Genomic DNA, 14,219 nt, shown 5'->3' on the forward strand with positions numbered 1-14,219 from the left:
TTCAGGTGCGACACCGGGGAGCAGGCGAAGCGTTGAGGGCGAACAATCCGGAGGGCCGGGTGTTGTCCATCCTTGATGTGCGGGGCGAGCGCCTGCCCCGGGCCGCCGCGTCCGTGCTCCCATGACCCAGGTGGGGGCGTGATGACCATGGCGGCTTCCAGGCTCGGCGAGGGACGGCAGTACGGGGCCCACGCTCCGGAAATCGAGGAGCGCCTGGCCCTGCTGGCCGAGGCGTCTCGAGTCCTGGCCGACGCGAGCCTGGAGTCTCCGGCGGTCATGGAGCGGTTGTGCGGGCTGGTGGTTCCACTGCTGGGCTCGGCGTGTGCGCTGCGGTTGCTCCTGGAGGATGGGCGGTGGCTGCGCACCGTCGCCTCGGCGTCGTGCGTGCCGGAGGTGCGTCCGCTGTTCCAGGCGCTCACCGCGCCGCTGGTGCGCGCGGACGAGGGCGTGGCCGGTGAGGTGATGCGCTCGGGTGAGGCGCTGGGCGTGGAGGACGTCACCGTGGAGGACCTGCGGCGCGTGCTGCCCGGACCCTACCCGGGCGCCATGGACCGCTTCCCTTTTCATCACTTGCTGGTGCTGCCGCTCCGCGCGCGGGGGCACACGTTGGGGACGCTGACGGTGTGGCGCGAGGAGCAGGAGCGCCGCTTCGACGGCGGAGAGCGGCTGCTGCTCCAGGAGCTGGCGGACCGCGCGGCCATGGCGCTGGACGTGGCGCGCGCCTACGCGGCGGAGCGACAGGCGCGACAAGCGGCGGAGGTAGCCGCGGGGCGACTGGCCCGGCTCCAGCACGTCACCGCGGAGCTGTCCGAGGTGCTCACCGCGTCGCGCGTGGCGGAGATCGTCATCGACCAGGGGCTGGAGGCGGTGGGCGCGCGCAACGGTGGCCTCTGGCTGCTGGAGCCGGGCGAGGCCCAGGCGCGGCTCCTGAGGTGCGCGGGCTACGCCCCGGCCATGACGGAGCTGTTCCGCATCGTGCCCCTGAACAAGCGCACGCCCATGCGCGAGTGCCTCCAAGAGCTGCAGCCCGTGTGGCTGGAGGGCCCGGACGAGCTGGCCGCGCGCTTCCCCGAGGTGGATGCCCGCGGTCCCCACTTCGCCCTGCAGCAGTCCCCCTCGTCCGCGTGCCTGCCGCTGGTGGTGGATGGCCGGGCGCTGGGCGCGCTGCTCTTCGCCTTCGCCCTGCCCCACCGCTTCGACGACGACGAGCGGGCCTTCCTCCTGCTCGTGGCGCACCACGCCGCCCAGGCCCTGGCGCGCGCGCGGCTGCTGGAGCAGGAGAAGCGCGCTCGGGCCGCGATGCGGCAGGCGCACCAGACGCTGGAGGCCGTCATCCAGGCGAGCCCGGCGGCCATCATGCTGCTGGACCCGGATGGCATCGTGCGGCTGTGGAACCCCGCCGCGGAGCGCATGCTGGGGTGGACCGCCGAAGAGGTGATTGGCCAGGTGCTGCCCGCAGTGCCCGAGTCCCGCCAGGAGGAGTTCCGCCAGCATCTGGAGCGGGTGACGCAGGGCACGGTGCTCGCGGGCGCGGAGACGGAGCGGCTGCGGCGCGACGGCGGCACCGTGCAGGTGGCGCTGTGGACGGGGCTCGTGCGCCCCGCGAGCGGTCCCCCCCAGTGCCTCAGCGTGGTCGTGGACATCACCGAGCGCCAGCGCGGCGAGGAGATGCAGCGCTTCCTCGCGGAAGCCGGCGGCGTGCTCGCGGGCAGCCTGGAGCAGGAGGAGACGCTGGAGCGCGTGGCCCACCTGGCCGTGCCCGCGCACGCGGAGGCCTGTGGCGTCTTCCTGGCGGATGGGCTGGGCGGCGTGCGCTGCGTCGCCACCGCGTCGACTCCCGAGGCCGCGACCCGCCACGGGCCCACCGGCGACATGCCCGCGCCCGGGCTGACGGTGGTGTCGCGGGTCATCAGCTCGGGCAAGCCGGAGCTGCGCTCGGGGCCCTCCGAGACCGAGGGCCGCTGCGACTATCTCTGCGTGCCCTTGCGCGTGCGCGGCCAGACGATTGGCGCGCTCTCCTTCGTCACCTCGCGGCGCGCGTATGACCCGCAGGACCTAGCGCTGGCGCAGGAGCTGGCGCGTCGGGCGGCGCTCGCCATCGACAACGCGCGCCTGTACCGCGAGGCCCGGCAGGCCATCCGGCTGCGCGAGGAGTTCCTCTCCATCGCGAGCCACGAGCTGAAGACGCCCATCACCGCGCTCCAGATGCAGGTGCAGCGGCTGCTGGCGGGGCTGGGCCACTCGGGCGGCGTGCCGTCTCCGGAGCGGCTGCGCCGGGGCCTGGAGATGGTGGAGCGGCAGGTGAAGCGCCAGACGCAGCTCGTGAACGACCTGCTGGATGTGTCGCGCATCAGCGCGGGCCGACTGGAGCTGCGGCCGGAGCCGCTGGAGCTGGGGGCGCTCGTGCGCGAGGTGGCGGAGCGCTTCGAGCCCGAGCTGGCGCGCACCGACACGCCGCTGGACCTGGTGCTCTCCCCCGAGGCCACCGGCGAGTGGGACCGGCTGCGGCTGGACCAGGTCCTCACCAACCTGCTCTCCAACGCCGTGAAGTACGGCCGAGGCAACCCGGTGCGGGTGGCGCTGGCGTGCTTCCCCAAGAACGTGCGCCTGGAGGTGCGCGACGGAGGCATCGGCATCGCGACCGAGAACCTGTCACGTCTGTTCCACCGCTTCGAGCGCGCCGTGTCCGAGCGCAACTACGGCGGCTTCGGGCTGGGGCTGTGGATTGCCCGCCAGATTGTCGAGGCGATGGGCGGGCGCATCACCGTGCACAGCGAGCTGGGGGTGGGTTCCACCTTCACCGTCGAGCTGCCACGCGGCTGAAGCAAGCAGGCGGGAGTGCGCGGCTGCCTGGACGCGCGCGCCCGCGCGGCTCTAGCGTCCGCGCGACTTCCACCTGTGTCCAAGGACCCTTTCATGATTCGCCGTCTTGCCATCCTGGCGCTGCTGGCATGCGCAGGCTGCCCCTCCACCGAGGAACCCCTCGAACCCGATCCCCTCACCGGCACGGTGCAGGGCACATTGACGCCGTTCCGCTCGGGCTCGGCGGGCGCCGCGGTGGTGTCGCCGCGCCTTCCGGAGTCCGAGCTTCGTGACCTGACGGGCGCCGTGCACCGCGCCGTCGCCGCCCGCGAGGTGACCCACGCCTCGCCGCCGCCCCAGGACTCGCTCATCCCCGGGGAGGTCATCGTCCGCTTCGACGAGGCCAACCTGTCGAAGGACGCGGCGCTCGCGCGAGCGCGCATGCCCGGCTACCGCGCGACGCACCTGGGCTTCATCAGCGAGTACCTCCACGTGCTGCGCTACTCGCCGGACGTGGTGCAGGCCCAGTCCGGCGCGGCGCCCGTGCGCGCGCTGGCGCGGGACGAGCACGAGGGCATCGTGAAGCAGCTCTCGGTGACGCCCGGCGTGCGCTACGCCGAGAGCAACCTGAAGGTGACGTCCTTCTCGGTGCCGGATGACCCCTACTACGCGCGCCAGTGGCACTACGCGAACATGAACCTGCCGGCCGCGTGGGACATCACCACGGGCTCGGACTCCATGGTGGTGGCGGTGGTGGACACCGGCATCACCAAGCACCCGGACCTGGACGCGCGCATGCTGCCGGGCATCGACCTCATCTCCAGCGGCAGCGCCGCCGGCGACGGTGACGGCCCCGACAACGACCCCACGGACATGGGCAACGACGGCCCGAGCGGCAGCTCGTCCTTCCACGGCACGCATGTGGCGGGGACCATTGGCGCCGTGTCCAACAACAAGCTGGGCGTGGCGGGCGTCACCTGGAAGGGCAAGGTGCTCCCCGTGCGCGTGCTGGGCACCAACGGCGGCACGCTGGCGGACATCGCGGCGGGCATGAACTGGGCCACGGGCGGCGTCGTTCCCGGCGTGCGCGTGAACACCACGCCCGCGCGCGTGGTCAACCTGAGCCTCGGCGGCACGGGCTCCGCGCCGCAGTCCGTGCAGGACATCGTCAACACCGCGGTCAACTCGCGCAACGCCATCTTCGTCATCGCCGCGGGCAACGAGAACGTGAACGCCTCGGGCACGTTCCCCTGCAACATGCAGAACGTCATCTGCGTGGGCGCGGTGCGCTTCGACGGCCGGCGCGCCAGCTACTCCAACTTCGGCTCGGTGGTGGATGTCATGGCCACCGGCGGCCAGACGAGCGAGGACCGCAACGGCGACGGCTTCCCGGACGGCGTGCTGTCCACCCTGCCCGACAGCAACAAGCAGCCCTCGTACGGCTTCTACAACGGCACCAGCATGGCCGCGCCGCACGTGGCCGGAATCGTCGCGCTGATGTTGTCCGTCAACCCCGCGCTCACCGCCACGGAGGTGGAGAACATCCTCAAGGACACGGCCGACACGGCCAGCCAGTGCGCCGAGGGCTGTGGCGCGGGGCTCGTCAACGCGCAGGCCGCCGTGCTGCGCGCCAAGGGCGGCGGTGACCCCAATGCTCCGCCCAAGCTCGCCATCGGCACCACGCAGATGTCCTTCACCGGGGGCGGCACGCAGCAGCTCTCCGTGCGCAACACGGGCGGCGGGAAGCTCCAGGTGGGCGTCACCATCGCGGGCACGCAGGCCTCCGCGGTGTCCGTCTCCTCCACCGCGCTGTCCGTGGACGCCTACAAGTCGACCCTGTTGTCCGTCACCGTCAAGCCGGGCTCGCTGCCCGTGGGCGACTACCTGGCGCAGCTCACCCTCACCGCGACGCCAGGCGGCAGCGCCAACGTGCTGGTGAAGTTCAAGGTGGGCAGCCTGCAGGACAAGGACGCGCTCATCGCGTTCGCCTACCAGGACAAGACCGGAGCCTGGCAGGTGGACAAGGAGGCCGTGCTCGCGGTGCCCGCGACGGGCGGCTACCACTACAGCGCCAAGCTCACGCCCCACACGTACTACGCGCTGGCGACCATCGACGAGGACGGCGACGGCGAGCTCTTCGAGGACGGCGAGCGCGTGGGCTACTGGCGCGACGCCACCGAGTTCGAGTCCTTTGACCTGAAGTCGGGCGTCACGGTGCAGGACATCAGCTTCTCGCTCGCGCCGGGCAAGTCTTCCGAGCCCGAGCCCACGTCGCTGGTCGGTCAGCCCTGCACGAAGGACAGCCAGTGCGGAACGGATGGCATCTGCGCCACCAACTACCCGAGCGGCTACTGCACCCTGAGCTGCGTCTCGTCGAGCTGCCCGTCCGGCTCCAAGTGCTACGCCACCAGCGGGGGCACGAACGCGTACTGCTTCGCCACGTGCAGCGGTATCGGCACCCAGGGCTCTTGTCGCACCGGCTACACCTGCGCGCCGGACAGCGCTGGCAACGGCGCCTGCGTCCCGCAGTAGCGCGCTTCAGGGCCTCGGCTCGCTCCGGGTGGGGCGAGCCGGGAGCCCCTCGGCGATGACCGCGCAGCCCCTCTGGCGCGTGGTCGGATCGAGGACGTGACATCGCTCGGGCGCGGCGCAGTCCGCGTCCCGCTCACACGGGCGCAGGCAGTAGCCGCTGCGCTCGTTGCAGGACAGGCCCTTCGAGCAGGCATGGCTCGCGTCGCAGCGGGCACGACACTCGAAGGCCTGGGTCTCCAGGCTCGGCTCGGCGAAGCCCCTCAGACAGGACTGGCCCTCGGCGCAGGGCTCGCCACCGAGACAGTCCGGGCCCACGAAGCGGTGACAGATGGGGATGCCTCCCTCGCTCACCGACTCACAGCGCGTGCCGCGTGGACAGGGCTGCTCGCGACACGATGCCACGCACGCGCCCGTCACGCGGAATGCTCCCGGCGCGCACTCCCATCCCGGAGGACACGCGTCCGGAGCGTGCACCGTGCACGGCGTTCCGCAGCGCTCCCACACGCACGAGAGTCCCGGCTGGCAGGCCTCCTCCGGCGAAGTCTCGGACGAGGTGCAGGACTCGCCCGCGCGGCGCTGACCATCCACCCGACAGCGGCGCACCGCGGCCCCGGAGGCAGACGTTCCCTCGGCGTGGCACACCTGCCCGGTCTCGCAGTCGCGCGCGCGCTCGCACAGGTGGATGCGGCGCTCGCACGCACGATGACCGAAGAGAGGATGCGTCACGCACAGCGCGCCCCCGGGACAGTCCTCGTCGGACGTGCAGTCGTCTCGACACGCGAGCGAGCCCGCGTCATCCGGCTCACAGCTCGCGGGGACATTCGGCAGGCGGACGCCATCGCGGAGCGTGACGTCTCGCGACGGCTGGGCATTGGGGAAGGACTGGAGCAGCGGCTCCGGGAGGACAGGCTGCATGCGCAACGGCGGCGGCGGACGCCCCAGCCAGATGCCTACCCCCACCGCCACGGCGGCGGCGGTGAGGGCGATGCCAATCGACAGCGTGCGAGGATTCACCCGAGCGGCCTCCCCGACGCGACACAGGAACTACAGCGCCAGCAACAGCACCGCGACCTGCTCGGCGATGGGGGCCGCGAGGAAGTCATCCGGCAGCGAGATCTCACTCGCTGGGACGGTGAGGCTGTCGCAGCTCCGGCGCCCTTCGTAGACGCGCCCCGGCTCCTTCGCCTTCAGCGTGTAGGTGCAGTCGCGCACGTACACGCGCAGCGCGTCGGGGGACAGCCGCAGCTCCGCGGGGCGCCCCGCGAAGCCCCCTTCCGCCACCAGCGCCGAGCCGTCGCGCTTCACCTTCAGGTTCACCGGCTGCACGCCCACCACGCCCGTCACGGTGGTGTCGGTGAGGGTGAGGTGCACGTCTCCCAGAACCGTCCGCCCCCGGAGCACGCCCGGCTTGCGTGCGAGCTGGAACTCCGGGCCAGAAATCGCATCCTGCGTCATCACCAGGTTCCAGGCCTCCCGGGCGATGTGCAGCCCGATGGCATCCGGGCGGCTGGCGGCCAACGCCACCCCGGCGCCCACCAGCACTCCCAGGACTCCCACGCCTCGGCGCAACTGCCGCATGACACGCTTCATGGCTGCCCTCCTCTGGGGACGCGAAGCCCTCTACCGCTCAGCGGCCGTCTTTCTTCCCAGGAGCGTCATCCGCTCCCAGGTACTTCTCGAAGAACATCGCGGCCGTCACCTGCGCGTAGTCGCGGTTCTCCTTCTTCTGGAAGCCGTGGCCTTCGTCCGTAGCCAGCAGATACCAAACGTCCGAGCCCTTCGCGCGTACTGCCTGGACGATCTGCTCGGCCTCGGACTGGGGCACGCGCGGGTCGTTGGCGCCCTGCTGGACATAGAGCGCCGCGCGAATCTTCATCACCGAACCCAGCGGGGAGATGCGCTCCTGAACCTGACGCACGGCCGGGTCTCGTTCGTCGCCATACTCCGCGCGTCGCAGGTCCCTCCGGTAGGCCTGCGTGTTCTGGAGGAACGAGGGCAGCGAGGAGATACCCACCACGTCCACCGCCGCGCGCACGCGCTCGGGGAAGAAGGCCACGGTGGCCAGCGTCATGTAGCCACCATACGAGCCGCCGTACACGCCCACCCGCGCGGCATCCAGGTCCTGGCGCGTCCCGATGAAGTCCAGCGTGGCGCCGATGTCCGCCAGGCTCTGCTCGCGCTTCACGCCGTCATCCATGGCGCGGTACGCCTTCCCGTAGCCGTCCGAACCCCGCACGTTGGGCACCAGCACCGCCATGCCCAGCTCGGTCGCCAGCAGTTGGATGAAGGTGTTGAAGCCCGGCACGCTCTGTCCCTCGGGGCCGCCGTGGAAGACGACCACCACCGGCAGCTTCCCGGTGGCACTTCGCGGCTTGTAGAGGAAGGCCGGCACCCGCACGCCGTCCGTGGACGGGTAGCGCACCAGCTCGGGCTCCACGAAGGTCTCCGGGTCCAACCCGCCCACCTCGGAGCGCGTCCACCGCGCCGTCTTGCGCGCGCGCAGGTCCACGGAGAAGACGTCCAAGGGCACGCGCGCGGACATCAGCGAGAAGAACACCGCGTCCGAGCGCGACGCGGGGAACACCACATCGCCCATCACGCCACGCGGCAGCTCCACCGGAGCCAGGGCCTGGGTGCGCGTGTCGAGCAGGTACAGCCGGCTGTAGCCATCCTCGTTGACGTGCACCGCCAGCCGGCGCCCATCCGCGGACAGCGAGACGTCCTTCACGTTCCAGTGCAGCGACGCGGTCAACGCGCGAGGCGCGGCGGTGCCGGGCGCCTGGGCCACGTCCAGCCGGTACAGCTCGGCGAAGTCGCTGTAGCGGTCCGTCACCAGGTACACGGCCTTGCCATCTTGGGAGAACACGGCGCTGTCCACGCTGCCCTTGCCCTCCTTGGGCGTGAGCGGGCGGCGCTCGCCCGTCTTCACGTCCACCACGTGCAGGTCCGCGTCATCCGCGGCGCGGTACTGACGCACGAGCAGCTTCGAGCCATCGCGCGAGAACTCCAGCGGCGTCCAGTTGCCCTCGGCCTCCGTCACGCGCCGGGCCTGCTTGGGGTCCGCCGTGGGCGCGACGTACACGTCCGTGTCCTTGCCGTTGCGGCCCGTGCCGCCGTACGCCAGCCACCGTCCATCCGGCGACACCCGCAGCGACTCGTGCCGGCTCTTGCCGTCGGTCAGTCGCTCGGAGCGCCCCGTGTGGCGATCCAACCGGAACACCTGGAAGAACTCTCCGCCGCCCTGGTCCTGGAGGAAGAAGAGGACCTGCGGATTGCCGGGCAGGAACTTCGCCTGGTTGATGGGCTCGCGCGTGAAGGTGAGCTGCGTGCGCATGCCCAGGGGCTGCTCCACCACGTGCAACTGATTGGTGTCCGCGAAGCGCGTGCTGATGAGCACCTGCTTGCCATCGCCCGACACGTCCAGCAGCGCCGCGGCGCGGGACTCCAGATATTGGCGCGCGCGCTGGGACAGCTCGGGTGAGACGGGCGGGACCTGGCTCACCCACAGGTTGGGCTGGCCAGGGAGCGGCGCAATGCCCGCCACGCCCGAGGGAGACGACGCAGGCGCGGGCGGCGCGGCGAACAGGAAGGCGAGGAGAGGGAGGGCTCCAAGGGTCATCATGATTCCACCAAACCTAGCAGAGCGGCCCCGATGTCCCCGACATGTCCGGTCGCGAGCCTCGAAGTGGACCTCGACGCCGGGACGAGCAAGTGAGCCTGCTCGCCCGCACTCAGCGCCCGGTCACCCGACACGCGACGCACCGCCTTCGCGGGTTCGCGCCCTTGCGGCGTCCACTCGCGCACAACGCCCCGAGTCGCCGGTCAACCCTCCCCATCGGGACACCTTCGGAGACGCGTCACGCCTGCCTAGCGTCCTAGGACCGAGGCACGTCGCGCCCGTGCGCGATGTCCTCCACAAGAGGGGGACAGAGCATGAACCGCACGCGCTGCTGGAAGGCCCTGCTCGTCACGGTACACATGGGATTGATGGTGCTCGCGGCGGGCTGCAACCGGACCGAGGTCGCCGCGCCGGCTCCCGCGCCACCGCCGCCTGTACCAGAGCGCCCGCTCGTCCCCGCCCAGGTTCGCGTGCTCCATGCCTCGCCGGACGCGCCGCCGGTGGATGTCTACGTCGAGGGCAGCACCCGGCCGTTGGCCGTGCGCGTCGCGTATGGCTCCACCACGACCTACGCCACCCTGCCGCCCGGCGACATCACCGTGGAGCTGAGGGCCTCGGGCTCGGCCGCGACCACGCCGCCCCTGCTCACCACGCACGTCACGCTGGAACAGGAAGCGCGCTGGACGGTGGTGGTCGCGGGCCTGTTCGCCGGACATGACCCGGCCTCGGTCTTCCGCGCGCTGTCCCTGCGCGAGCCACCGCGCGACGAGGTCTCCATCGAGCAAGCGCAGGTCCGGCTGGTGAACGCGGGCGTGGACGCGCCGACGCTCGGCTTCGACGTGGGCGACGACGGCACCGTGGACACCGAGCTGCTGGAGCGCTTCGCGAGCACAGGTGATGCGACAGGCAATGTTCCCGCGGGTGAGTCACTCCAGCTCGGCGTGGTGATGGGCGCGAATGGCGAGCGCGTGACGGCGTTCACCCTGCCGCCGCTCGTGGCCGGCACGCAGACGCTCATCGTCGCCACGGGCCTGATGACCGAGCCCGCGCGCGCGGGCAATGGCTTCTCGCTGCTCATGGCAGGACGCGACGGCACGCTCGCCATCCTGCGACAGAATCCCGTGGTGTACGCGGTGCACGCCTCGCCGGATGCGCCGACGATGGAGCTGTTCACCGGAGCGCGAGCCCTCTTCGCCCCGCTGTCCTTTGGAACGATGTCCGGCCCGGTGCAGGTGCCGCCCGGCGAGTACACGCTCGATGCCTTCGGCGTGACGCTGGACCACGTCCGTCCCGCGGGCTCGCCCGCCGCGTCGTCTCGCACGCCGGAGCTGGTGGCCGGTGAGCGCTACCTGCTCGTCGCGTCGGGCTACCTCGCGCCGCCCACGCCGCAGTCCCCGGCCTTCACGCTGCTGCCGTTCGCCGAGGGCTTCTCACACGACTCCAGCAACGTCCTCGTGCGGCTCGTGCACGCGGCGCCGGGCAGCCCCGCCGTGGACGTGGGCCTCGTGGGCCCGGAGCAGCGCGTCCTCCAGGATGCGCCCTTCGTCGATCAATCTTTCGGCGGCGCGTCCGCGGCCTCGGGCCTGCCGCTGCCTCCAGACAGCCTCCTGCTGGGAGTGACGCCCTCCTCCGAGGCCAACCGCTACCCGCGCGCCCGCTTCCACCTGGACTCGGGCACGCGCGTGGGTCAGCGCCTGTTCGCCGTGGCCGCCAATCCACCGGGAGGCGCGGGCGCGTGGAACCTGCGCTTGCTGTTGGTGGATACCGCGCCCACGCCGTGGACGCTCGGCGCGTTGCTCCCGGAGAAGTAGCGACGCGCGACGAAGCCCCGCTCCGCGAGCGCCTGTGGAACAATCCGCGCGCGACACGGCACGACGCATCAGGAGCGGGGCATGAGCGGGACGGAGCAGGAGGGAGTGCGGGGGACGGACGGACAGGTGCGCTGCGGCTGGGCCGGCATCGCCCCCGAGCTGGAGCCGTATCACGACACGGAGTGGGGCTTCCCCGTCGTGGACGACACGCGCCTCTTCGAGAAGCTCTGCCTGGAGGGCTTCCAGTCCGGGTTGAGCTGGCTGACCATCCTCCGCAAGCGCGGGGCCTTCCGCGAGGCCTTCGAGGGCTTCGACTTCGAGAGGGTCGCGCGCTTCACCCCGAAGCGCGTGGAGAAGCTCCTGGGCAACGCCGGCATCATCCGGCACCGGGGCAAGATTGAGTCCGCCATCCACAACGCCAAGCAGGTGCGCGCGCTGCGCGATGAGTTCGGCTCGCTCGCGGCGTACTTCTGGCGCTTCGAGCCCGGGCCTCAAGCGCGGCCTGCGCGCATGACCCGCGCCGTCGCCGCCTCGCTCACGCAGACTCCCGAGTCCCAGGCATTGGCCAAGGACCTCAAGAAGCGCGGCTGGACCTTCGTGGGGCCCACCACCGTGTATGCCTTCATGCAGGCGATGGGGCTCGTGAACGACCACCTGGACGCCTGCTGCGTCCGCGCCGAGGCGGAGCGCCGCCGCGACAAGCTGAAGCGCCCGAAGTGACACTGGCGCCATGTCAAGGCGGACCCGCGTGCTCCGCGGGTTCACCGCCATTCGAGCGGCATCCGGCCGGGGCTTCCCACCGCGCCGGTAGATTCGCGGCATGAACCGAACCCTCGTCCTGCTGAGTCTGCTGTTCACCGCTCCCGCGCTGGCGGAGAGCGCCGAGGAGAAAGCCATCCTCCAGGTCGAGCGCGACTGGTGCGCCGCCGCGCTCCGCAGCGATGCCGCGGCGCTCGAGCAACTCCTGCTCGACGACTACACGCTCACCGGCTCCAACGGCGTCATCACCACCAAGGCCAACGACGTCACCGAGGCGAAGCAGGGAGACCCCAAGTACGAGGTCTTCGAGAACCGGGACATGAAGGTGCGCGTGCACGGCGACACCGCCGTCGTCACCGGGCGCACCCACGTGAAGGGCGTCTCCGGGGGCAAGGCCTTCAGCGCGGTGTTCCAGTTCACCGACACCCTGGTCAAGGTGAAGGGCAAGTGGCGCCCGCTCGCGGGCCACGTGTCGCGCATCACGGATGCGTAGCCAGAGCACGCCGCGCGGCACGCGGTGACACTTTCAAATCGGTCCGGTGTTGCACGGCCCGAGGAACGCCGGCCGGGTGCGTTCCTGGAGCACCTCGGGCCTGCACCCGTGGCGACCCACCGGCATGCGACAGGTATTCAAGGACCCATCCTACGAAGCGGCGTGGCAGCGCTTTCGCTGGCGTGCGCGCGCGCACCTCGGAGCCCTGCTAGGTGGATTCCTCTCGGCCGCGCTGATGGCCTTCACGCGCGGCGCCGTCCTGGGAGGGCCGGGCGCCTGGCTCAAGTACCTGGGCCTCTCGTGGTTCATCACGCTGCCCATCACCTCGCATCGGGTGACGCGCTGGCCGTGCCCGCGCTGCGGACACCCCTTCCATCAGCGGGGCGCCGTGGCCCTCTGCACCACCCCGAGCTGCCTCCACTGCGGGCTGCCCAAGTGGGCCGGCTCCGCCCACGCTCCATCTTCCGGCTGACTTGACACAACCCACCACGCCCCGAAAGACAAGCTCGGGGCGTGGCGCGATGACAGCGATTACTTCTTGCTCGCCTCGACGAAGCCGGCAGAGTCCTCGTAGAAGTGGTACTCGAGGATCTTCCCATCCTTGACCAGGACCTTCAGCGCCCAATCGCTGGCGTAGGGCTTGCCCGTCGAGCGGATGTTGTGCACGAAGGCGCCGCTGGCGTACGCCACGTCACCATCGCCGATGAGGTGCTCCACCGAGAACGCCTTGGTGTCGAAGTTCTTGCCCAGGTTGGTCACGAACTCCTTGGCGCCATCCTTCCCCTTGTAGCTGCCGTGGAGCTGCTCGCCCTTGCGGTCGCCCTTGCGCACCGCGACGATGAGCGCGTCCGGGTGGAAGGAATTGACGACGCCGTCCGCGTCGCCCTTGCCAAACGCGTCAAAGAAACCCTTCAGGACGTCAGCGGAAGTCTTGGTGGTGGTGGCCATGGTCTTGCTCTTCGGGGTGGTTGAGGTTGCGGCGGCGGCGGTCTTGGTAGGCTCCGCAACAGCCTGGGTGGAAAGGGTCAGCGCGAAGACGACAGCGGTCAGGGAAAGACGAGCCTTCATGGTCGGATTTGCTCCCGGGTGTTGTTGGGATGAGCGGCGTCCAACCTATGGACAACCCACGCTACGAACAATGAGCGGAACGCTCGATTTTCAGTCCAAACGTCTCGCGGGCGTGGATGCGTGGCGAGATGGCGTTATGCTCCAGTCCGTTCGTATTCACACGGGGTGAACACTCATGGATGTGCTGGCGAACGTGCTCGGCGTCACGCAGCTGGGCAACACGATGCTGTGCCAGTCGGAGCTGGTGGCGCCCTGGGGATTGGACATCCATGCCCATACCAAGACCGCCGTGCACATCGTCCAGCGCGGGGTCTGCTGGCTCCACCTGGAGGGTGAGGCAGAGCCCATGCGGCTCGTCCCGGGCGACCTCGTGCTGGTGGGCTCGGGCATCCGCCACCACCTCACGCACGCGCCCCACGGGGCCGTGGAGCCCTGGGAGCAGGCCCTGACGAACATGAAGGACCGGCTGGCCGCGCTGCCCGCCTCCGCCAGCGCGGACGCCACCGCGCTCTTGTGCGCCGCCTATGAGTTCGAGCAGGACGGCCAGCACCCGCTCCTGGCGCTGCTGCCCCAGCTCATCCGCCTGCACGTCGACACCTCCGACGAGAGCGGCCAGTTCCACGCGCTGGTGCGGCTCTTGTCGCACGAGTCGGGCCGCAAGCTGCCGGGCTCGGACATCATCATCCCGCGGCTGGTGGACAGTCTGTTCGTCTTCATCGTGCGCGCCTGGCTGGAGAGCCAGCCCGTGGGCGCGGGCGGCTGGTTTGGCGCGCTGAGGGACCCGCAGATTGGCAAGGCCCTGTCCCTCATCCACGAGAGCCCGGAGCTGCCCTGGACGGTGGAGAGCCTCGCGGCGAAGGTCGCCCTGTCTCGGGCTGCCTTCGCGCGACGCTTCGTGGAGCTGGTGGGAGAGCCGCCGCTCAAATACCTGACGCGCTGGCGGATGAGCCTGGCGGCGAAAATCCTCAAGACGACCAGCGAGTCCGTGGATGAGATTGCCACGCGGGTGGGCTACGACTCATCCACGGGCTTCGGCAAAGCCTTTCAGAGACACCTGCGCGTGTCCCCCGGACGCTACCGCGCCACCGCGCCCACGGATGCACGCGGGCGGGTGGCGCAGTTCGCGGAGGGCTAA

The 14,219-nt window shown here is 70.7% G+C and carries 11 protein-coding genes; 7 read left to right on the forward strand and 4 right to left on the reverse strand.

Annotated features, from left to right (window positions below; translation table 11 throughout):
* Positions 1–141: 141 nt before the first annotated feature.
* Together JGU66_06510 and JGU66_06515 are read left to right on the forward strand one after the other, a co-directional pair.
* The gene (locus tag JGU66_06510; GenBank protein MBJ6760408.1) at positions 142–2,823 is read left to right on the forward strand and encodes a GAF domain-containing protein; all 2,682 of its coding nucleotides are present in this window, start codon (positions 142–144) and stop codon (positions 2,821–2,823) included.
* A 93-nt stretch (positions 2,824–2,916) separates the two neighbouring features.
* Positions 2,917–5,334, forward strand: coding sequence for a S8 family peptidase (locus JGU66_06515; GenBank protein ID MBJ6760409.1), 2,418 nt, complete (start codon positions 2,917–2,919; stop codon positions 5,332–5,334).
* 6 nt (positions 5,335–5,340) lie between these two features.
* Here the strand turns inward: JGU66_06515 and JGU66_06520 are convergent, their stop codons facing one another.
* Genes JGU66_06520 through JGU66_06530 form a run of 3 tightly spaced genes read right to left on the reverse strand, consistent with a single transcriptional unit; the run spans position 5,341 to position 8,956 of the window.
* Entirely contained in the window at positions 5,341–6,348 is a 1,008-nt protein-coding gene (locus JGU66_06520; protein MBJ6760410.1) for a hypothetical protein, read from the reverse strand.
* A 30-nt stretch (positions 6,349–6,378) separates the two neighbouring features.
* Entirely contained in the window at positions 6,379–6,924 is a 546-nt protein-coding gene (locus JGU66_06525) for a hypothetical protein (protein MBJ6760411.1), read from the reverse strand.
* A gap of 37 nt (positions 6,925–6,961) precedes the next feature.
* A complete protein-coding gene (locus tag JGU66_06530) occupies positions 6,962–8,956 on the reverse strand; it encodes a S9 family peptidase (GenBank protein ID MBJ6760412.1) in 1,995 nt (664 codons plus the stop codon).
* A gap of 311 nt (positions 8,957–9,267) precedes the next feature.
* Between JGU66_06530 and JGU66_06535 the strand changes: the two genes are divergently transcribed.
* The 4 genes from JGU66_06535 (at position 9,268) to JGU66_06550 (ending at position 12,488) form a co-directional block, all read left to right on the forward strand.
* Positions 9,268–10,764 carry a DUF4397 domain-containing protein gene (locus tag JGU66_06535; GenBank protein ID MBJ6760413.1) on the forward strand — a complete coding sequence of 499 codons (1,497 nt, stop codon included), beginning with the start codon at positions 9,268–9,270 and terminating at the stop codon, positions 10,762–10,764.
* A gap of 81 nt (positions 10,765–10,845) precedes the next feature.
* Positions 10,846–11,484 (forward strand): DNA-3-methyladenine glycosylase I, encoded by a 639-nt coding sequence (locus JGU66_06540; GenBank protein ID MBJ6760414.1) that lies wholly within the window; start codon positions 10,846–10,848, stop codon positions 11,482–11,484.
* Positions 11,485–11,584: 100 nt separating this feature from the next.
* Positions 11,585–12,016 carry a nuclear transport factor 2 family protein gene (locus tag JGU66_06545; protein MBJ6760415.1) on the forward strand — a complete coding sequence of 144 codons (432 nt, stop codon included), beginning with the start codon at positions 11,585–11,587 and terminating at the stop codon, positions 12,014–12,016.
* Positions 12,017–12,092: 76 nt separating this feature from the next.
* Positions 12,093–12,488, forward strand: a complete 396-nt coding sequence (locus JGU66_06550; protein MBJ6760416.1) for a hypothetical protein — start codon at positions 12,093–12,095, stop codon at positions 12,486–12,488.
* A 59-nt stretch (positions 12,489–12,547) separates the two neighbouring features.
* On the opposite strand, the gene JGU66_06555 is transcribed toward JGU66_06550, so the two are convergent.
* Positions 12,548–12,964 carry a nuclear transport factor 2 family protein gene (locus JGU66_06555; GenBank protein ID MBJ6760417.1) on the reverse strand — a complete coding sequence of 139 codons (417 nt, stop codon included), beginning with the start codon at positions 12,962–12,964 and terminating at the stop codon, positions 12,548–12,550.
* 295 nt (positions 12,965–13,259) lie between these two features.
* Here JGU66_06555 and JGU66_06560 point away from each other — a divergent pair, with 295 nt between their 5' ends.
* Entirely contained in the window at positions 13,260–14,219 is a 960-nt protein-coding gene (locus JGU66_06560; GenBank protein ID MBJ6760418.1) for an AraC family transcriptional regulator, read from the forward strand.

The organism is Myxococcaceae bacterium JPH2 (assembly GCA_016458225.1).
Classification (GTDB): Bacteria; Myxococcota; Myxococcia; order Myxococcales; family Myxococcaceae; genus Citreicoccus.